Below are 19,554 nucleotides of genomic sequence, written 5' to 3' on the forward strand. Positions count from 1 at the left end.
GAAAGGAAAGCACTGCAAGGCTTTCTTTTCCTTAGCCAATAAAACCACCCAAAAAAAAATAATCTGGACACCGTATGGTATAATGTGTTTTGAAAAGAGGTGGGGCTATTGCTAAGCTTATTGTTTATGGCGAAGAAGCGGAAGAAATCGCTCGAAGAAACGGTAGAGTTAATACAGCAGGGAGATACAGCATTAAATAATGAGCTAATAGAGTCATATAAGCCGTTTATTGCTAAAACAGTATCATCAGTCTGCAAGAGATATATTCATGAATCTGATGATGAATTTAGCATTGGCCTCATAGCCTTTAATGAAGCTATTCAAAAGTACAGTCCTGATAAGGGTAGTTCATTGATCAGTTTTTCGGAAGTACTTATTAAAAGGCGGGTTATTGATTATATCCGTAAGCAATCCAAATTTCAGAATCTCAGCTTTAATGGAGTCTCTAAACTGGAAGATGATGATACGGCCAGCTCGGCAATAGAAGACGAATTGTCCATTGAAGACTACAGAAAAAAAACAGATGAAGAACTGAGGAAAGAAGAAATTTTCCAGTTTACACAGATTCTTCAGGAATTCGGCCTTACCTTCAGCGATCTGATCGAACAATCCCCAAAACATGCGGATGCACGAAAAAATGCGATGACTGTAGCCAAAATTCTGGTTGAAAATGAAGAACTCAAAAGTATTCTTTTTGACAAAAAAAAGCTGCCAATAAAGCAGCTGGAGGGTTATGTATCTTTAAGCAGAAAAACAATAGAGAGAAATAGAAAATATATAATTGCCATATCACTGATATTAACTGGCGATTATGTCTTTTTAAAGGATTATATCAAAGGGGTGTTGGAAACGTGAAAACAGGTATAATCATGGAAATAAACGAACGTTTTTTAACACTATTAACCCCGGAAGGAGAATTTCTGCGTGCTCGAAAACAAGATCGGGCATACGCAATAGGCCAGGAAATTGCCTTCTTCCCAATAGAACTGAAAGACGGAAAGTTGTCGCGTCCTCTATTAATTTTTAGATTGTCCAGAGGAAAAGGATTAATGGCAGCAGCATTTGCGTTGATGCTCGCAATCGTGTCTTTTCTGCCGTTTTTGCAAAACGACGAAGTGTACGCTTATATGTCAATAGACGTCAATCCGAGTATTGAATTAGGGGTCAATCAGGAATATCAGGTAGTAGAACTCATTCCTTATAATGAAGAAGGAAAACTTATTATCCAGAACATCAAGAACTGGAAAAAGAACAGCATTCATGAAGTGGCTGACAAAATTCTCCTTCAGATAAAGAAGCAGGGCTATTTAAAGGAAAATAACGAAATAGTCATTGCAGCCGTTTATACAGAACAGATTAAAGAAGCGGATGAGCACATTCAGAAAGAGTTAGCAGATATAAAACAAGCTGCACAAAAAGAGCAGCTTGAAGTAACTTTACTGGAAGCAAGTGAAGAGGAAAGAGAAGCCGCTATTGAAAAAGGACTGTCAGCCGGGATATATAAAGAAAGTAAATTAAAGGCTGACGATGACAGGAAGGAATATTCTGAACCTGTAAATCCCAATAAACAGGCAGATAAAGAAACACAATCTCCTCCAAAACCTGCAGAAAATACCCAAAGCCAATTAAAAAAGCAGGGGAATAAAGGAGTTAATAAAGAAGAACCTGCTGTTCCGGGGCAATTAAAGAAATCTGAGAACCAGCAAAAACAGCAGAATAACAGCGGGAAATACAATGGAAATAATCATGAAAAAAGACACGATCATGATGGAAAGAAAGATCAGGGAAATAAGATAAAAGTCCAAGAACATCCGAATCATCCAAGCGAAAAAAAAAATAACAAGGGTATTGAAAATAAAAATAATCCTGAGCGAAGTTCCAAAGAACATGATAATGGGAATAACAGAGGCTGGAAAGGTCATGAGAAAAACCAGAAGAATAGTGGCAATTCCAATAAAGGCAGCGGAAACAATCAAGGGAAGCATGATGATAGAGGAAAATGATAAAATCAAAGTCCGGAGCAGGCTCCGGACTTTTTCCATTTATATGAAGTTGTTATTGTTTATTCTGGCCGGACATTTGGGCTTGAGCTTGCTGGACAAGCCGCTTAGTAATTTCTCCGCCTACAGATCCGTTAGCCCGGGATACTGTATCAGAGCCTAATTGAACACCAAATTCCTGGGCAATTTCATATTTAACCTGGTCCATGTATTGTTCAATGCCAGGAACTAAAAGCTTATTGCTGCTTCTTGCCATTGTATTCAACTCCTTTTTATTGGTCTTACAGAGTTACCATCCCTCTGTATTTGTAGTATGAATTAAAAAGGAGTTTTCATAAGTGGTAATATTTCGGCATAAGCAGTATGGCTATTTTGCACAGGCAGCCTCTAATAGGATGTCTGCGATGTGAACTGCTTTAATCTTATGCTGCAAACCTTCCCGTTCGATCCCCAGCTTCATCTGCAGAAGACAGCCTGGATTAGAGGTCACGATCACTGCAGCATTTGCTGACTTGGCCTGAATCATTTTATGATCAAGTATTTGCATAGACATTTCAGATTCAACAATATTATAAATACCGGCAGAACCGCAGCATCTGTCCGCATCTTTCATTTCCCTGAATTCAATTCCCCTGATTGAATTCAGAAGCGTACGAGGTGCTATGGAGGTTTTCATGACATTGCGCAAATGGCAGGAATCCTGATAGGTTACGACCTGCCCAGGAAGCTTAAGGTGAACTTTTTTATGAAATTCAAGTTCATATAGAATTTGGCTGATATCTTTGAGTTTTTCCGAAAACTTTACAGCTCTTTCATGCCATTCCCGGTCATCTTTAAGCAGGTGGCCATAGTCAATAAGGAATGCACCGCATCCTCCTGCATTTGTGATGATATAGTCTGCGTCCAGTTTTTCAAAAGCTTCTATGTTCCGCTTTGCCAGATCTTTAGCTGTCTGCTTTTCACCGCTATGACCGTGAAGAGCACCGCAGCAAGCCTGATTTTGAGGAATATGAATTTCACATCCGGCAAGCTGGAGAAGCTTTATTGTTGCATTATTGGTTTCAAGGAACATCGTGTCCATTAAACACCCGGTAAAAAAAGCGGCTTTCTTTACTGGCTTTTCTGCTGGGAAATAGGATGGTCTATTTTTCATTTCTTTTAATTTTGGTACTTGAGGAAGTACCTTTTCCATTGCACCGAAGTTTTTTGGAAGCCAATTCAGCATCCCTGTTTTTCTGGCGGCCGATTGCAGGCCTGAACGCTGATAAAAGCCCAATAGCCCTGCAGCTGCCCTCATTCTGTTCTGATGGGGGAAAAGCCCATTAAAGACCAAATTGCGAACCGCTCTGACCGGAAGTGAGTGTTTCTTATTCTGGTTAATAATATCCCTCGCTTCTTCCAGCAAGTGTCCATATTTTACCCCAGAAGGACATACAGGTTCGCATGCCCGGCAGCCCAGGCAAAGATCAAGAGATCTCTCAACATCTTCATCCGGTTCAATCAATCCGTCAGCAACAGCTTTCATTAATGCAATCCGTCCCCTTGGAGAGTGCGCTTCTTTAAAGCCTGACTCGACATAAGTAGGGCATGAGGGGAGACAAAACCCACAGCGCATGCAATTCAGGAGCTCATCTTCATCCATTCGCTTCTCAAATTCTTCCTGAATGACTGTCTGTTCTTTTAATGTTGTCATTGTGTAACCACCACACGTTTTCTATTGTCCTTGGCAAAAATTTTGCCGGGATTAAGAATATTATTGGGGTCTAAGCCAGTCTTTACAGCCTTCATGGCATCGATCCCTGCCTGGCCCAGTTTCAGTTCCAGATAAGGAGCTTTCATGACTCCTACTCCATGTTCTCCTGTTATAGTTCCTCCTAATTCTATCGCCTTGATAAAAATCTCTTCAAAGGCTTTTTCAACCCGTTCCATTTCGTTTTTATCCCGGGCATCTGCAGGGCATGTCGGATGAAGGTTTCCATCACCGGCATGGCCAAAGGTACAGATGGAGAGCCCGTATTTTTGGGAAATTTCATTTATGGCTTTTACCATATTGGCAATTTCAGATCTTGGCACTGTAGCATCTTCAAGAATGGTTGTCGGCTTTAAGCGTGCAAGAGCCGATAAGGCGGCACGTCTTGCTGTCCTTAAGGCTTCGGCTTCTTGTTCAGATTTTGCAAGCTGTACCGATACTGCTCCTTGCTTTTGACAGATTTCAGCCATTTTTTGCATATCCTTTTCCACAACGTCAACCGGCCCATCCTGTTCGATAAGAAGTACAGCTTTAACATCAGTCGGCAAACCGATTTGTGCGAAATCTTCTACTGCTTTTAGTGTTGGCTGATCTAAAAATTCAAGCGTGGCCGGAATGATTTTGTCAGCGATGATCTTTGAGACGGATTTCGCAGCTTGTTCCAGATCCTGAAAGAGAGCAAGCATTGTCTGTTTTGCTTCAGGAAGCGGGATTAACTTTAAGGTGGCTTCCGTAATAATTCCTAAAGTTCCTTCAGATCCAACCAGCAGCCTGGTAAAATCATATCCTGCCACGTCCTTTGCAAGCTTGCCTCCCGTTCTGATAATGTCTCCGTTCGCAAGTACAGCTTCCAGCCCCATCACATAGTCCCTTGTAACACCATATTTTAATCCGCGCAGTCCGCCCGAATTTTCATTGATGTTTCCGCCGATTGTGCTTATCTTCATTGAACTTGGATCAGGGGGATAAAATAGCCCTCTTGCTTCAACCTGATTAATCATATCAAGCGTGATAACACCTGGCTGTACTGTAGCTGTCAGGTTTTCTTCATCGATTTCAATAATTTTATTCATATGCTTAAACAGGAGAACAATTCCGCCTTCTGTAGGACAGGTGCCTGCACATAAATTGGTGCCTGATCCTCTTGGTACGATTGGAATTCCTCTGCTGCTGCAAATTTTGAGGATTTGTGAAATTTCCTGAGCGTTTCGCGGACTGATCACCGCATCGGGCATCGATTGGAAATTGGGAGTTGCATCATAAGAATAAACGAGGCGCCCGGCTTTTGAGTCATCATAATTTTCTGCGCCAACAATGGCGACAAATTTTTCTTTTATTTGAACGTCAACCAAATAGATCCTCTCCTTTACTAGCAGGCTGTCAATATCTATTCTTTAAGTATAAAAAAAGCAGGGAGCACCCTGCTATAGATAATTATACAAATATTAAGGTATGATTTAATTATTTTTTGTGCCTTCATCCAAAAGCTTTACAGCTATGAATAATTTCATTAAATCATTCAAATTTGAAGGATACAGTCCTGAAAGCTCTGATATTTTCTTTAGCCTGTAATGAAGGGTGTTTATATGTATATGCAGGGCCTCAGCAGTATTTTTCAAAGAGTGATTTTGCCTGAATAGCTCCTTAAGAGTAACCATAAGATCCTCTTCATACATAAAAGTGCCGATGGTTCTTTCTATAAAGTCCTTCTTAGTTTCCGGAGAAAGGTCATCAAATATCATTTCAATGGTCAAATCCTGATCAAATATGATGGTGCCCCGGTCTTTTGCGATTTTTAAAGCTCGTTCTGCCTGCATAAATGATTCGGACAGACTGAAGGGAGGCAATGGTTTTCCGGTGCCGATACTTACTTTGGCAGCGAGCAGGTTTTCCAGAAAACGATGGAAACGTGTGATCTTTTCCCTTATGCTGAGATCTTTTTCTGCTGAAGAAACCCCTGCTAAAAGGACAATTCGATCATTGCCCCAGCGAATCAGAATATCATTGGGCCCTGCTTCCTTCCAGGATAAAATTCTATTCCAAAGATCACGATGAAGCAATTGGCTATTTTGCCTGAATTCTGCGATAGATGCCTGTCTATCCACTGAGAGGTTTATTTTCAGCAGATGAGCACGTTCTTTGAATGCGGGATCCCACTCCTTAGTCTGCAGCCAGTCAAACATAAAACTCTCCATTGCGCGGGCCTGCCAATCGAGCTGCTCTGCAAAGTAACTTTCGCTGATAAACAACTCTGTCAGTTTGCGGATGATTTCTGCGAATGGGGATATTTCATCGGGATTACCGGTAATGCCAATTACACCAACAGTTTCCCCTTTGAAAAATATCGGCAGGTTAATACCCGCTTTTACACCCTGAAGGCGTGATTGATCCTTCCTGGTAATAATCAGCTTTTCTTTATGTTTTATAGTAAGCAATGCTCCTTCATGAAAATTGCCTATTCTGCCGGCGTCTGTGCTTGCAATGATTACTCCGCAGGTATTGGCAACTATGATATCTTCCTGTAGAAACTGACGCACTTCAGCTATGATTTTTTCAGCCAGATCAGGCAGCAGCATATCAAATCTCCCTTTGGTTTTTGATTTTATTATATATAAATAAAAAACTTCCTGCGAATTTTCTAATATCCCTTTTAAAAACCGGGTATATTCATTATGATAAGGGTTAGAAAAATTTTGAAGGGGACAGGTATGATATGTGGAAGGACGTAAGAAGCTGGCTTGATAAACTAACACCTGCCCAAGTAATATCCGGATATTATTTATTGGCAGTATCTGTATCGGTACTTTTATTAAGAATACCGGCTGTACATAAGCCGGGAGTGGAAGTTGCATTTATTGATACGGTTTTCACTGCTGTAAGTGCAGTCAGTGTTACCGGTCTGACAGTGGTGGATATATCAGAGACATACAGTGTTTTTGGTTATTTTGTCATAATGTTCATCCTTCAGTTTGGCGGAATAGGGATCATGGCGCTGGGCACCTTTTTTTGGCTCCTGCTGGGCCGCAGGATTGGATTAAGAGGGCGCCGCCTCATTATGGTCGATCATAATCAATATGCCTTGTCAGGACTAGTAAATTTAGTCAAAGAAATCATTAAAATAATATTGGTGATTGAAACGCTGGGTGCCCTCATATTGGGTTTTCATTTTCTTAAATATTATCCGGCATGGGATGATGCATTCCTGCACGCGCTGTTCGCATCTGTCAGTGCAACAACTAACGGTGGCATGGATATAACGGGAGCCTCTCTTAAACCTTATGCCGGCGATTATTTTGTGCAGCTGATCAATATTATTCTGATTACGTTAGGAGCTATAGGTTTTCCTGTCCTTATCGAATTAAAGCAATTTTTATTTCGGAATAAATGGGATCAGGAGCCTTCTTTTCGATTCTCCTTATTTTCAAAATTGACGACTGTTACGTATGCAGCTCTTCTTGTGTTTGGAACGGTTATTCTGCTCATCATGGAATTTAATCAATATTTTAAAGGCATGAACTGGCATGAGAGCTTCTTTTATGCATTCTTCCAATCCGCTACCACCCGGAGCGGCGGACTTTCAACTATGGATGTTAACGAGTTTACAATGCCTACACTCGTCATAATGAGCATTTTAATGTTCATCGGGGCGTCACCCAGTTCTGTCGGCGGGGGCATCAGGACGACTACCTTTGCTGTAAATATCCTTTTTATCTTTCACTTTGCAAAAGGAAACAGGGATATAAAAATATTTAAAAGAGAAATTCATGAAGATGATATTCTAAAGTCTCTTGCCATCACACTGCTTGCTATTGGAATGTGTTTTTTCTCTGTAGTCATTCTAAGCATTACAGAAAAGCAGATGGAGCTTATTGAAATTATTTTCGAGGTCTGTTCAGCTTTTGGTACTACGGGCCTTTCGTTAGGAATCACACCTGATTTATCAATGATTGGAAAATGTATCATAATGGCCTTAATGTTTATTGGAAGAATTGGATTAACCTCTTTCTTATTTATTATAGGCGGAAAAGAAAAACAGCCAAATTACCATTATCCAAAAGAGCGAGTTATCATTGGCTAAAAAAGCAGCCCGGAATATTTTTTTCCGGCCTGCTTTTTTTTAGAATTTCCTGCAGTTAGATAAGTACGCGATCTTTTGAGCCAAAGGCGATTCCTATTTTCAATCTGTTCCGCGGCTGACATCCTTAGTCGGATGCATGAAAGGGTAGGCTTGGGGCGTCTTTTTGCTTTCAAGGAGTTCTTTGTTTTCTGTTGTATTCCAGCCAATATCATTTGTAGGATGAATCCATTCGTCTCCAGCCATAACTGCAGGATCTGTTTCATCACTCCAGTTTTCCAGCGGTGAACTGTTTGAGGAATAATGACTGTCCCCGATCGTTACGCCAAAAGAATTCTTGAAAGGAGGCTGAAGCTTCATGCCTGTGTCCTTAAAGCTCGGAGCTTCAATTTGATGTGGGAGTGTCTCGTCAATGCCAATGCTTTTATTTAACTTCTTTTCATTTGTCATAAGCGGCTCATTCCTTTTTACTCTATTTTTTGTACTGAAGAAAAATTTATGAATGCAAAATAAGGAAGGCACAGTGAGGAATGAAACCGTTTATTTTACTAAAAATAAACCTGTGTTAAAACGGAAAATTAATTTAACACGGAAAAATTTTGTCAGGAGGAGATTGGGATGGCAAAACGAAAAGCTGAGTATAATGCTGTTGAAAAATACAGTAAGACTCCTAAGAAGAACCTTCAGGAATCGGAGTTTTCAGCAGAATTCAGCCAGGGAGAGAATCCCATGAAAATGGCTAACCGCAACTCCAAACATGGGAGAGAGGGAAGAGCTTAGTGGATCAAAATAAACCACGAAAAACAAGCCGGCAGAATGACTCTGCCAACGTAGAATTCGGCATGGAGTTTGGTGATATAAATGCCGGAAAATTTTACGAGCTGCCCTTTATGAACCGTGATAAAGATAAAAAGAAAGATCGGGATAAATGCTAAAAAACCGGCAGTTTTTTTCTGCCGGTTTTTTTCATTATTGTAAAGGACCCGAAAAGATAGAGACTTTTTCAAAGCTTGAATCGAAATAGGCAAGCAGAACAGAGTCTTTCTTTTCAATTAATCCCTCGTTAATATACCTTTCGATATCAAAGGATAATCTTTCACTTAAGGTATGTTTGTATATTTCCTTTTCATTCAGCTGAAGATTTAAGAAGCTTTCTCCCAGCTGGTTTGGGTTTTCGAGCAGTGACTGGTAAAGCTTTGATCTTTCGGATTTTTCAAAGGTTGGCTGCCACCATGGTTTTCTGGGCTTATATTTTTGTTTCGAAATATAGTCAAACTTCATTAGTCCTTCGGCTATATCCAAATCAGCAATTTCTTTTGTTTGAAGAAATTCAAAAAGCCGTTTGAATAAATCCTCAAGCTGATGCCCAATTCGGGACCAGCCTTTTTGCTCCCAATAGCTGCCGAACTCCTGGAAAAAATCGAAGGGAGTCGGAAATACTTTTGTAACCAAATATTCAACAGTTGCATCCATTCTATGGTCATTCCAATATTTCTCTAACACATCTTCGACCTGTTTAATGCGAATGATGTCATCGAAGGACAAAACATTATTTCCTAATATTTCATATGGTGAATGGTCCATATAAATATATTGATGATCTTCTGCTCTTAAGCGAAGCCCCGTGCCTCTCAGCATTTTTAAGAAGCCGAGCTGGAGCTCTTCCGGCCGCATGGCAAATACATCGTTAAATGTTTTTTTGAATGAATCATAATCTTCCTCAGGCAGTCCGGCAATTAAGTCGAGATGCTGATCGATTTTTCCTCCATCCTTTACCATTGTGACTGTTCGGCAAAGCTTGTCAAAATTCTGCTTCCTCATGACCAATTCATTTGTATAGTCATTTGTAGACTGTACGCCAATTTCGAATCGGAACAAACCTGCAGGAGCTTCCTTATTCAGAAATTCAATTACTTCAGGTCTCATAATATCTGCGGTGATCTCAAATTGAAAGACAGTTCCCGGCAGATGCTCATCAATCAAAAATTGGAACATTTCCAAGGCATAACTGCGGCTAATGTTGAATGTGCGGTCCACAAATTTTAGGGTTTTTGCACCATTCTTCATTAAATATCGGATATCGTCCTTGATTTTTTCCCTGTCAAAGTACCGCACACCTACTTCAATAGAGGAAAGGCAAAACTGGCAGCTGAATGGACATCCCCGGCTGGTTTCTATATAAGTGACACGTTTAGAAAGGTGGGGAATATCTTCTTCAAAGCGGAATGGTGAAGGCAGATCGCGCAAGTCCAGCTTATTCCGCTGTGGATTAATGCGAACCTGGCCGTTTTCCCTGAAAGCAAGACCATGCACATTTTCCATATTCATGGTGCTGTTCAGCTCCGTCAGCAGCTGTTTGAAGGTTTCCTCACCTTCTCCGATCACAATGTAATCAAATTCTTGTATATTGTTCATCCAATCTGCAACATCATAAGTTACTTCTGGTCCTCCGACTACAATATGAATGGAGGGATCAATCTTTTTTATCATCTTAATGACCTTAATGGTTTCCTCGATATTCCATATATAACAGCTGAATCCGATCACATCAGGCTTTTTGCGGATCAGATCTGTAACGATATTCATTACTGGATCTTTAATTGTATATTCGGCTAGTTCCACATCGAAATCCGGCTGAGCGTATGCCTTGAGATATCGGATCGCTATATTTGTATGAATATATTTGGCATTAAGCGTACTGGCGATAACTTTCATTTATTTCTGAACTCCCTTGTTAGCAACTTAAACATCATATAATTGTATCATATTTTTGACTGAAAAAAAGGAAGTAAAACATTGACATATGCTAGGGACGATAAACTATACTAATTATTATAATATTTATAAAAATACAACAATTCGCATTATAACTATAGTAAGATAATAGAAAATAAAACAATTAGCTGGGAGAGGGAATAGAGATGAAGGTAAGTCTTTTTGCAACATGTCTGGTAGATATGTTTCAGGGAAATGCAGGCAAGGCAGCAGTTGAACTGCTCGAGCGGCTGGGGTGTGAAATAGATTTCCCGGAAGCACAGGTCTGCTGCGGCCAGCCTGCCTACAACAGCGGCTATGTGAAGGAATCGAAGGAAGCCATGAAAAGGATGATCACGGCATTTGAACATGCAGAATATGTTGTTTCCCCTTCCGGATCCTGCGCCTATATGTTTCATGAGTATCCGCAGGTTTTTAAAGGAGACTCTGTATGGGAACCCAAGGCAAAAAAGCTGGCAGAGAAAACATACGAACTTACTCAATTTATCGTTGAAGTTCTAAATGTGGACGACGTCGGGGCGAGTTTAAATGGGAAGGCCACCTATCATACATCCTGCCATATGACCCGGCTCCTTGGAGTTAAAGAAGCTCCCATGAGACTATTGAAAAATGTGAAGGGCCTTGAATTTGAAGAGCTTCCAGGCAAAGAGCAATGCTGCGGTTTTGGAGGTACTTTCTCCGTGAAAATGGCTCAAATATCGGAACAAATGGTAGATGAGAAGGTTGGGCATATAGAGGAGACTGAAGCGGAAATTCTTATTGGAGCTGATGCAGGGTGCCTGATGAATATTGGAGGCAGGATTGGAAGGCAGGGAAAACCCATAAGAGTTATGCATATTGCTGAAGTGTTGAATTGCCGCTGAGAAATTAATGGACATGCTATGTTACAGGAGGAATAGTTATGGCTATGAAAATAGGAACAAACGACTTTAAGGATCGTGTAGATTCCGGAATAAACAATTCCTTTATGAGAGGGGCAGTGTCAGGTGCACAGGAAAGGCTTCAGACTAGAAGACTTGATGCTGCCGCAGAACTTGGAAATTGGGAAGAATGGCGTTCGCTATCAGAAGAAATTCGCCAGCATGTACTTGAAAATCTTGATTTTTACTTATACCAGCTCAGCGAAAGTGTGGCTAAAAGGGGAGGGCACGTTTACTTTGCTGAAACTGCTGGAGAAGCCTCTGCATATATACGGGAAGTAATTGAAAAGAAGAATGCAAGAAAAGTGGTTAAATCAAAATCAATGGTAACCGAAGAGATCCACTTAAATGCCACATTGGAAGAGGCGGGGTGCCAGGTCATTGAAACAGATTTGGGGGAATACATTCTTCAGGTGGACGACCATGATCCCCCGTCACATATTGTGGCGCCTGCCCTTCATAAGAATAAAGAGCAGATTCGGGATGTTTTTGCAGAAAAACTTAGCTATCAGAACACAGAAAAGCCGGAAGAGCTTGCTTGGCATGCGAGAGAAATGCTTCGCCACGAATACTTAACCGCTGATGTTGGCATTACGGGCTGCAACTTCGCTGTGGCTGAAACAGGTTCAATTACATTAGTGACTAATGAAGGCAATGCAGATCTTGTCACTGCCTTGCCTAAGACACAAATTACGGTAATGGGCATGGAAAGGCTGGTCCCGACTTACGAGGAAATGGAAGTGTTAGTCAGCATGCTGACCAGAAGCGCGGTTGGACAAAAGCTAACGAGTTATATAACTGTTTTGACTGGTCCAAAAGAAGAACTTGATGTTGATGGACCCGAGGAATTCCACCTTGTCATTGTAGACAATGGCCGCTCATCGATATTAGGAGGGGAGTTTCAATCCATTCTGCAATGTATCCGCTGCGCCGCTTGTGTGAATGTTTGTCCCGTATACAGGCATGTAGGAGGCCATTCCTACGGATCGATTTATTCAGGCCCGATCGGAGCGGTTCTGTCACCGCTTTTAGGCGGCTATGATGATTATAAAGAATTGCCTTATGCATCAACCCTTTGCGGGGCCTGTACAGAAGCATGTCCAGTCAAAATCCCTCTGCATGAGCTGCTTCACAAACACCGGCAGGTAATTGTCGAAAAAGAAGGAAGGGCTCCAATATCGGAAAAGATGACGATGAAGGCCTTTGGACTGGGGGCAGCTTCACCTTCCCTTTATAAATTGGGATCTAAACTGGCACCGGCAGCCATGAATCCATTTACAGCAGGCGACAAAATTACAAAGGGGCCCGGCCCTTTAAAGGCATGGACAGAAATCAGGGATTTTCCAGCTCCTAATAAAGAAAGATTTCGTGATTGGTTCAATAACCGGCCAAAAGGAGGAGGACAGCAGTGAACGGAACTATTCAGAATCGGGACGCTTTTTTAAATAAAATTGCAGGCAGACTGGGAAGGGAAAAGAGAATTTCCGGAGCTGAAAGGCCAAAGTGGAGCTATAATCCTCAAGGTTCCATCTTTAAAGAAGCAGATGCAGATGAGCTTCTTGAAGCTTTAAAAACACAGTGCACGAAAATTCACACTGACCTTATTGTAACAAAAGCCGCCAATTTGCCGGATACTCTTAAAGAGATTGCAGCCCTGTACGGAGGCGGTCCAGTTGTGACCTGGAAGGATGACCGTTATAGACAGTTTGGGCTTACGCAGCTATTTGAGGAAATTTGGCCAAAAGCGAATGTGGAAGTATATGAATGGGATTATTCTGCTGGAAAAATTAATGTTGATTACACAGAAAAGGCCAATATCGGCATCACCATCAGTGAAATTACTCTGGCTGAATCCGGAACAGCCGTCCTGTTCAGCAGCAGAGACCATGGACGGTCAGTCAGTTTTCTGCCTGCTGCTTCCATTATCCTTATTCCGAAAAGCACCCTGGTTCCGCGCATGACACAGGCTGCAAGGATCATCAGGGAAAGAGTGAGCAGAGGGGAGCTGGCTCCTTCATGCATTAATTTCATAACCGGACCAAGCAATTCAGCAGATATTGAGATGAACCTCGTTGTGGGAGTCCATGGGCCTGTTAAGGCTGCTTATATTGTTATAGATGATTTATAATGCGTGAGCACCTGGCATCATAAGAACGAGAAAAAACGCCAAACTTTTGTTGGCGTTTTTTTGTAGCGTCCCAGGCGAGATTCGAACTCACGACCTACAGCTTAGGAGGCGGGCTTACTTATAAGGAACAACATTGAAGGACTTGGACAAACTCTTGATAAATTAACATTTTTGAACTGTGAACAGGATTGAGTTGGTTAGAATTTGGAGCTTAATGATGAGTTTCGACCCCATATCGACCCCAACGACTCCAAATTAAATTTGTACCTAAGGGTTATAAAACACTCTGCACTAAATTAAAACATCATTTGTTTGAGTATATATTAATAATCTTAGCTATTAATTAGTATTAAATTAAGGTTTTAATCAAAGATCCCTACATCTGTTTAGTATTGAGATAGACTCAGAAAAATATTTAAAGCCCCTCTCAAGTTGGAGAAGGGCTTATATTATTTAATTCAAAACACTATACTAACTATAAGCGCAGTATACCTTTTCCCACAATTTCAGAGTCTAGTATAAACGCTAATATTGAGAAGTTTTATTCTCAATAGGAAAGTGAAGAGGGATATAGCAGCTAACCTATTTTTCTCGTGGCATTATGGTTTACTATTATTGTTTCCCCGTCTTTTTGCCATAAACATTACCAAGAAGTCATAGATTGCGAATAAAGCAGTTAAAATGATAATAGCATTAAAACCATGTTCACGTGGAACTATGAAATAAGAAAAAATAAGAGTTAAACCAAAAATTAACCAACCAATGTAATGCCATCTATAATATGACATATCTAATCCCTCCTAGCTTTTAATATACCCGCACTCTATAAGGTTCACCTGTTTCAGATTTTACTAATGTTGTTCGGGAGCTATTTGTATATAAATTTAATTGTATTTTACTCCATAGATAATTTGGATCAGTATCAGCAGCTGTAGCACCTCTTCTTTTAAAATATCCAACTTTCATATTCCAAGTAACCATTAATCCTGCAAAAAGAGCTGCTAAACTTCCGACATAGGGAATAAGATTTAATAGATAAGCTGTTATTGCAGCGACTGTCATTTTACCTTCTACTGTAACAGTAAGGTTACTCCACTTAGACCAAACCCAGGATCCTTTAATTGCTTGTATCCCAATTGTTTCTGTTTGGACTTGGTTATTATTAGTTGGGGTTGGGGCATGCCCTTTTGTGACAAAACCATTGATTTCCTTACCATCCACCTCAACAACCATACTATTGGTAGATTTCTCTAAATCCTTAATTTCTTCTTCACTAAGGTAATCGCTGGAAACGCTTACGTATCCGTTGGACTTGTTGGTTTCGAACTCTTGATATCCCTTGTCGTCTTGAATAGTCGTGGTAATAAATTTATCATCATGAACACTCTTTACCTTATAATCTATTCCCTCATGTTTAAATGAAAAGTCGTGTGGCCCATTATCATGATTTAAAGTAACACCTTTCGATTGTGCATGAGGATTTTCTGCAGATGCAAAGTTTGCTCCAATGGGGGAAAACGCCAAAGATAAAGAAAGGGCACATAAAAAAGCTTTTGTTTTTTTCAAAATTTAAATCCTCCTTGAATTATATTCCAAAAAATAACACTCTACAATCAATCAAAAGAATTAGATACTAATAAAGTTAAAATTTCCTAATTTAACCTCCTTTTCCTTTTCTACCAATTAGACGAATGAAATTTCTAAAGGTATCACCTAAATTTTCAATTTATTCCTTTTTTTGTAATTTAAATAAAAGTTATATAGGTGTAATCCTACAGTTGCTATAGGCTACGTTTCTGTTGTTTTTTTACATGAAAAATTATCATTTAAGTTGTGGGAAGCATATCTTTCGGATGGAAACATTTACTTTAGGGGACAGCTTACGCAAAATGTAAACTAAATTTGGCAATTTATTATTAAACTAAACCGCCGCATTAGTTTGATAATAAAGCATTAATCCATCTTTGATTAATGCCAAATAGGATTAATGCCTTATTTATTTACATACATTTGTAATACTTCTATTTATTTCCTATGCTTTCTTTTCGAAAAATTCGTCAAAGTGACTTGCTGCTGTTTTATCTGCCTCTTCCAATACGTGGCCATAAATGTTCATGGTGGTCGAAATATCAGCATGCCCCAATCGTTCACTAATTACCTTTGCATGAACTCCTTCATTAATTAGGAGAGTAGCAGAGGTGTGCCTGAGGTCGTGAAAGCGTATATGCTTAAAGTTATGTTTTTTAGTAAATCTCCGCCACCACTGACCGATACTGTCTGGACGGATAGGCTTTCCGAATTCATTTCCAAAGATGAAAAAGTGATCGGGCCATTCCGAGAGGTCACGTACTTTCCATTTATCCTGTCGGCTAGTTAGCTCTAGTTTCTTTAACACTTCAAGTAATTTCTCTGGGACACTAACTGTTCGGTCTTTTCCTGTTTTGGTTCCTTTTATTTGTACGCCTTTGCCTTTAATCTCTGTAATAGCTTGCTCGATTCGAATAGTTCCTTTTTCAAAGTCAACATGTTTCCATTCAAGTCCAGCAATTTCACCTTCTCTGGCTCCAGTCGAAACAGCTAGGAGGATAAGTGTTTTCCAAAATAGGGGCTTATCATCAAGCAGCTGCATTAACTGGCTTAATTCTTCCTTTGAATAAACCTCTGATTTTTTTGCTTTTCCATTAGGTGGCTTTGCGCCAATAGGAGGGTTTTCTTTAATTAGCTTCCATTTATATGCGCATGAGAGGACAGTGTTAAATGCCTTATAGCAGTTCAGTACAGAAGATGCTGAAAGTTTCCCGGTCTTACCGTCAAGACGCTGGCCATTCTTTTTAAGGTCATTGATAAAATTTACAACATGAATAGTTTTGATATCTCCTATGTTGGAGAATCAGCTGTTTTGGAATGTAAGACAGCTAGCGCCTATCTAGCGTAGTTGCATTTTATGATTCAAAGAAGGGATATAAGGCTGCCCAGTTTCAGCTGGGTTATAAAGGTTATGCGATCCAAACCAATTCGCACGGAAATGCTGCCAGATTGGTTTGACGATGATCCGAAAGCATGAGAAATACAAGGGCGTTTGTCATTATCAGGGACCTGATTTCTATGGTGTAGCATTTCATCTTGATGAAAGGGAAGGATTAGATTTGTTTGTTGCCAAGATAAATAGGTGGCTGGAAGAGTAAGACAAGGAAGCAAAAGAGTAAACTAGGTATTCTTTCGAATTCTAAAAGTATACTCCCTACATTTTTTGTAAATGTTAAGAGAAAAACAAGGGAGGATTTTTAGTTGGAATGGATTTTTTATCTATACCTGATAAATACGTTTTTTATCTTAATCATAGCAATTCGGGATGTGCGTAGGCCTGCCAAGGTTTTGAATTGGATAATAATCGTCCTTCTTTTTCCTATCATTGGTTTCTTGCCTTACCTTAGCATATCAAATCCTAAGTTTATTCATCGGAAAAGATTGACCTCTTCTAAAAGTGAATCTAATAAATTACCTGATACATTTGGTGATTCAGCATCGGTAATCGCCGATGCTTTACGGCACTTCACTGTGAATGGGCTACGAACGGGCCAAGTCCAAGTATTTGACAATGGAATAGCAAAATATGAACAACTCATTGAATCTCTCCAAAAAGCCCAAAAAACGATTGATCTGGAATATTTCATATTTAGGAATGACCAAATTGGTAGTAGCATCACGGAACTGCTAATCGAAAAAGCAGTAAACGGAGTGCGGGTTCGTTTTATGAGAGATGGTTTGGGGAGTTATAAATTTCCGCGTGAAAAAATCCGACAGATGGTCGAAGCAGGGGTAGAATGCCGTACAATATTTCCTTTACGATTTCCTTGGATCTTTTCTTATTGGAATTATCGGGATCATTGTAGAATTGTCACAATTGACGAAAAAGTAGCTTTTACTGGATGCATGAACGTAGGATATGAATATACAGGATTGAAGCCTGACGTTGGCTTCTGGCGGGATACCCACTTGCAAATCATAGGAGATGCATTGGTCGATTTACAGACTGTCTTTGATGTTCATTGGACTATGGCAGTGCCGGAAAAAATAAAATCAAAAACTAACCCGAAAACAAAGTCTGATGTAATCAATCCAATCGGCAGAGAAGATCATGTCAGATGGTCAGCCGAATTGGGATCAGAGTTGAGCACCCTAGATTATAATGAGATAGACATATCGCCAAAAACAAGGACATTGCAAAAAGCGTATATCCATACGTTGGAAGGAAACCCTGGAATTCCTACCCCATTTATTCGTCAGACTTACTTTATATGTATAACACAGGCGACTAAGACTATTGATATAACAACACCCTATTTTGTACCGGAAACAGATATTATCATGGCATTAAAGACAGCGGTAGCTCGAGGTGTGAGCGTAAGATTGCTGGTTCCTCGCCACAATAATCAAAAAATCGTGGGATTTGCAAGTCGTACTTATTATGGGGAACTTTTAGAAGCCGGTGTACAAATCTACCAGTACGACAAAGGAATGATTCATACCAAGGTGTTGACTATAGATGAGGAGATTGCTGCCGTAGGCTCAGCAAACTATGATATGAGAAGTTTTCGCCTGAATTATGAGGTATGTCAAGTCTTGTACAGTGCAGATGTGGCGAGGGAACTCACAGATCAGTTCGAACGTGATCTAATTGACTCTATTCCATTAAATATTGAAGACTTGCTGGAACGACCCCTGACCGAGCGGATTGTTGAACAGAGTGCCCGCCTGTTTTCTCCATTATTATAAGTTGAAAAAACCGGTATTTTTTATCTTTCTGATTTTAATTTAGCTTGCATGTTGTAATATAAATATTTTAAAACATGAGGTTTTTTGAAATCGAGTGAAATATAAAATGGAGGAATAAACTTTGAGTGAAGTTTTTTTGGGTTTACTGACAATCAAAGTCATAGTAGGTTTTGTCACCTTATTTTTTATCATTATCATAACAGGTAGAACATCTATCTCTCAGTTAACCCCGTTTCATTTAGTTTTTGTATTAGTGCTTGGAGATTTTTTAGGAAATACCATTTATGAAAATAAGGTAGGGATTTTTCACTTTTTATATGCCATCGGATTGTGGACGCTTCTCATGTTGGGGATAGAGTTCTTGACTCTAAAAAATAAATCGACACGTTCTCTCTTATTGGGCGATCCTAACATCATTATTCGGGATGGTGTAATGGATAGAAAGTTACTTAAAAAGAACAAATTGGATGTAAATCAAGTATTAAGTATACTTCGACAAAATCAGGTTTTTTCTGTTCGCGAAGTCAAATACGGTATATTGGAAGCTAATGGGCAAATAAGTATATTATTACAATCGAAGTATCAAAAACCAGACAAGCAAGATCTCAGTCTTCTAGAAAGTTCAGTATACCTCCCAACAGCGTTAATTATAGATGGGGAAGTATTAAGGGATAATTTACATGAACTCGGATTTGATCAACAGTGGTTAGATAATCAATTAACTACCAATGGCTATGATAATGTTAAACGTATACTCTACGCAGATTGGCGAGAGAATGAAGGAATTCATATTAGTCCATTTTAAAATTTTATTATGGTATTATCATATGTTTGTGAATGGGCATTTGGATTTTAAATATTCATTTAGTGTTTTTATAAAAAATGAAACAGAGAATATGTATCTCGACTCTTATTTGAAATTTAAAATGTTATCTGCATTTTGATTGATACTTGAAAATTAATTTATCAAGAGATTGACTGTTTCTTATAGTTTCAGGGTCATCTAACCCTTTTCTTAATCCGGTTTCAATAAGCACTTTTCTATAAAATTTAATCTTTTTTCTAAGCTCTCGGCAGAAACGACACATTATTTTGCTCCTTTAAATGATAAAAGTCAGAAACTATTATTG

General features: G+C 39.6%; 21 protein-coding genes. 11 read left to right on the plus strand and 10 right to left on the minus strand.

The genetic code is table 11. The features are described from left to right. The first annotated feature begins 108 nt into the window (after nt 1-108). Both sigI and NAF01_RS07760 read left to right on the plus strand, forming a co-directional pair. Nucleotides 109-855: an RNA polymerase sigma factor SigI gene (gene sigI / locus NAF01_RS07755; RefSeq protein ID WP_048011656.1), complete on the plus strand. Its 747-nt coding sequence runs from the start codon at nt 109-111 to the stop codon at nt 853-855. After that, complete coding sequence (locus NAF01_RS07760) at nt 852-2,003, plus strand: anti-sigma-I factor RsgI family protein (protein WP_250802071.1); 1,152 nt, start codon at nt 852-854, stop codon at nt 2,001-2,003. Before sigI ends, NAF01_RS07760 begins: the two co-directional genes overlap by 4 nt. A 52-nt stretch (nt 2,004-2,055) precedes the next feature. On the opposite strand, the gene NAF01_RS07765 is transcribed toward NAF01_RS07760, so the two are convergent. From NAF01_RS07765 to NAF01_RS07780, 4 genes are all read right to left on the minus strand, one after another. Further along, nucleotides 2,056-2,256: an alpha/beta-type small acid-soluble spore protein gene (locus NAF01_RS07765; RefSeq protein ID WP_048011658.1), complete on the minus strand. Its 201-nt coding sequence runs from the start codon at nt 2,254-2,256 to the stop codon at nt 2,056-2,058. Between the two features lie 111 nt (nt 2,257-2,367). Next, nucleotides 2,368-3,693, minus strand: a complete 1,326-nt coding sequence (locus NAF01_RS07770) for a (Fe-S)-binding protein (protein WP_250802072.1) — start codon at nt 3,691-3,693, stop codon at nt 2,368-2,370. Next, nucleotides 3,690-5,102, minus strand: coding sequence for a glycolate oxidase subunit GlcD (glcD, locus tag NAF01_RS07775; RefSeq protein WP_197214710.1), 1,413 nt, complete (start codon nt 5,100-5,102; stop codon nt 3,690-3,692). The genes NAF01_RS07770 and glcD overlap by 4 nt, the downstream gene beginning before the upstream one ends. Nucleotides 5,103-5,207: 105 nt before the next feature. Then, entirely contained in the window at nt 5,208-6,326 is a 1,119-nt protein-coding gene (locus tag NAF01_RS07780) for a CdaR family transcriptional regulator (protein ID WP_197245568.1), read from the minus strand. Nucleotides 6,327-6,463: 137 nt separating this feature from the next. On the opposite strand from NAF01_RS07780, the gene NAF01_RS07785 reads away from it, so the two are divergent. Then, nucleotides 6,464-7,828, plus strand: a complete 1,365-nt coding sequence (locus NAF01_RS07785; protein WP_250802073.1) for a TrkH family potassium uptake protein — start codon at nt 6,464-6,466, stop codon at nt 7,826-7,828. A gap of 99 nt (nt 7,829-7,927) precedes the next feature. Here the strand turns inward: NAF01_RS07785 and NAF01_RS07790 are convergent, their stop codons facing one another. Beyond that, nucleotides 7,928-8,275: a DUF3905 domain-containing protein gene (locus tag NAF01_RS07790; RefSeq protein ID WP_048011663.1), complete on the minus strand. Its 348-nt coding sequence runs from the start codon at nt 8,273-8,275 to the stop codon at nt 7,928-7,930. 168 nt (nt 8,276-8,443) lie between these two features. Between NAF01_RS07790 and NAF01_RS07795 the strand changes: the two genes are divergently transcribed. Beyond that, complete coding sequence (locus NAF01_RS07795) at nt 8,444-8,605, plus strand: hypothetical protein (RefSeq protein WP_166672519.1); 162 nt, start codon at nt 8,444-8,446, stop codon at nt 8,603-8,605. After that, entirely contained in the window at nt 8,605-8,760 is a 156-nt protein-coding gene (locus tag NAF01_RS07800) for a hypothetical protein (protein ID WP_197087781.1), read from the plus strand. The genes NAF01_RS07795 and NAF01_RS07800 overlap by 1 nt, the downstream gene beginning before the upstream one ends. A 34-nt stretch (nt 8,761-8,794) precedes the next feature. On the opposite strand, the gene NAF01_RS07805 is transcribed toward NAF01_RS07800, so the two are convergent. Next, a complete protein-coding gene (locus NAF01_RS07805) occupies nt 8,795-10,540 on the minus strand; it encodes a B12-binding domain-containing radical SAM protein (protein WP_250802074.1) in 1,746 nt (581 codons plus the stop codon). A gap of 206 nt (nt 10,541-10,746) precedes the next feature. Here NAF01_RS07805 and NAF01_RS07810 point away from each other — a divergent pair, with 206 nt between their 5' ends. Genes NAF01_RS07810 through NAF01_RS07820 form a run of 3 tightly spaced genes read left to right on the plus strand, consistent with a single transcriptional unit; the run spans nt 10,747 to nt 13,648 of the window. Next, the gene (locus NAF01_RS07810) at nt 10,747-11,463 is read left to right on the plus strand and encodes a (Fe-S)-binding protein (protein WP_250802075.1); all 717 of its coding nucleotides are present in this window, start codon (nt 10,747-10,749) and stop codon (nt 11,461-11,463) included. A 38-nt stretch (nt 11,464-11,501) separates the two neighbouring features. Further along, on the plus strand, nt 11,502-12,932 hold the full coding sequence (locus tag NAF01_RS07815; protein ID WP_250802076.1) for a LutB/LldF family L-lactate oxidation iron-sulfur protein: 1,431 nt from the start codon (nt 11,502-11,504) through the stop codon (nt 12,930-12,932). Then, nucleotides 12,929-13,648, plus strand: coding sequence for a LutC/YkgG family protein (locus tag NAF01_RS07820; protein WP_250802077.1), 720 nt, complete (start codon nt 12,929-12,931; stop codon nt 13,646-13,648). The genes NAF01_RS07815 and NAF01_RS07820 overlap by 4 nt, the downstream gene beginning before the upstream one ends. Nucleotides 13,649-14,247: 599 nt before the next feature. Here the strand turns inward: NAF01_RS07820 and NAF01_RS07825 are convergent. From NAF01_RS07825 to NAF01_RS07835, 3 genes are all read right to left on the minus strand, one after another. After that, a complete protein-coding gene (locus NAF01_RS07825) occupies nt 14,248-14,436 on the minus strand; it encodes a hypothetical protein (RefSeq protein ID WP_095244010.1) in 189 nt (62 codons plus the stop codon). A 19-nt stretch (nt 14,437-14,455) separates the two neighbouring features. Beyond that, nucleotides 14,456-15,214: a hypothetical protein gene (locus NAF01_RS07830; RefSeq protein WP_095244011.1), complete on the minus strand. Its 759-nt coding sequence runs from the start codon at nt 15,212-15,214 to the stop codon at nt 14,456-14,458. A gap of 466 nt (nt 15,215-15,680) precedes the next feature. After that, the gene (locus NAF01_RS07835) at nt 15,681-16,529 is read right to left on the minus strand and encodes a tyrosine-type recombinase/integrase (protein WP_350457437.1); all 849 of its coding nucleotides are present in this window, start codon (nt 16,527-16,529) and stop codon (nt 15,681-15,683) included. Between the two features lie 166 nt (nt 16,530-16,695). Here NAF01_RS07835 and NAF01_RS07840 point away from each other — a divergent pair, with 166 nt between their 5' ends. The 3 genes from NAF01_RS07840 to NAF01_RS07850 all read left to right on the plus strand — a co-directional run bounded on the left by NAF01_RS07840 (nt 16,696) and on the right by NAF01_RS07850 (nt 19,229). Further along, complete coding sequence (locus tag NAF01_RS07840) at nt 16,696-16,833, plus strand: hypothetical protein (protein ID WP_248346767.1); 138 nt, start codon at nt 16,696-16,698, stop codon at nt 16,831-16,833. A 103-nt stretch (nt 16,834-16,936) separates the two neighbouring features. Then, nucleotides 16,937-18,424, plus strand: a complete 1,488-nt coding sequence (locus tag NAF01_RS07845; protein ID WP_250802079.1) for a phospholipase D-like domain-containing protein — start codon at nt 16,937-16,939, stop codon at nt 18,422-18,424. 121 nt (nt 18,425-18,545) lie between these two features. Further along, a complete protein-coding gene (locus NAF01_RS07850; RefSeq protein ID WP_250802080.1) occupies nt 18,546-19,229 on the plus strand; it encodes a DUF421 domain-containing protein in 684 nt (227 codons plus the stop codon). 124 nt (nt 19,230-19,353) lie between these two features. On the opposite strand, the gene NAF01_RS24960 is transcribed toward NAF01_RS07850, so the two are convergent. Continuing rightward, nucleotides 19,354-19,512 (minus strand): aspartyl-phosphate phosphatase Spo0E family protein, encoded by a 159-nt coding sequence (locus NAF01_RS24960; protein ID WP_083390605.1) that lies wholly within the window; start codon nt 19,510-19,512, stop codon nt 19,354-19,356. Nucleotides 19,513-19,554: the final 42 nt, after the last annotated feature.

The sequence above is a fragment of the Cytobacillus firmus genome, assembly GCF_023657595.1.
Taxonomy (GTDB): Bacteria; Bacillota; Bacilli; order Bacillales; family Cytobacillaceae; genus Cytobacillus; species Cytobacillus firmus_B.

Excerpts from the sequence above, each read along its gene's own strand:
- NAF01_RS07765 (WP_048011658.1), bottom strand. The coding sequence starts at position 2,256 with ATGGCAAGAAGCAGCAATAAGCTTTTAGTTCCTGGCATTGAACAATAC.
- NAF01_RS07805 (WP_250802074.1), bottom strand. The coding sequence starts at position 10,540 with ATGAAAGTTATCGCCAGTACGCTTAATGCCAAATATATTCATACAAAT.
- NAF01_RS07770 (WP_250802072.1), bottom strand. The coding sequence starts at position 3,693 with ATGACAACATTAAAAGAACAGACAGTCATTCAGGAAGAATTTGAGAAG.
- NAF01_RS07825 (WP_095244010.1), bottom strand. The coding sequence starts at position 14,436 with ATGTCATATTATAGATGGCATTACATTGGTTGGTTAATTTTTGGTTTA.
- NAF01_RS07840 (WP_248346767.1), top strand. The coding sequence starts at position 16,696 with ATGATCCGAAAGCATGAGAAATACAAGGGCGTTTGTCATTATCAGGGA.
- NAF01_RS24960 (WP_083390605.1), bottom strand. The coding sequence starts at position 19,512 with ATGTGTCGTTTCTGCCGAGAGCTTAGAAAAAAGATTAAATTTTATAGA.
- NAF01_RS07810 (WP_250802075.1), top strand. The coding sequence starts at position 10,747 with ATGAAGGTAAGTCTTTTTGCAACATGTCTGGTAGATATGTTTCAGGGA.
- NAF01_RS07790 (WP_048011663.1), bottom strand. The coding sequence starts at position 8,275 with ATGACAAATGAAAAGAAGTTAAATAAAAGCATTGGCATTGACGAGACA.
- NAF01_RS07815 (WP_250802076.1), top strand. The coding sequence starts at position 11,502 with ATGGCTATGAAAATAGGAACAAACGACTTTAAGGATCGTGTAGATTCC.
- NAF01_RS07780 (WP_197245568.1), bottom strand. The coding sequence starts at position 6,326 with ATGCTGCTGCCTGATCTGGCTGAAAAAATCATAGCTGAAGTGCGTCAG.
- NAF01_RS07785 (WP_250802073.1), top strand. The coding sequence starts at position 6,464 with ATGTGGAAGGACGTAAGAAGCTGGCTTGATAAACTAACACCTGCCCAA.
- NAF01_RS07795 (WP_166672519.1), top strand. The coding sequence starts at position 8,444 with ATGGCAAAACGAAAAGCTGAGTATAATGCTGTTGAAAAATACAGTAAG.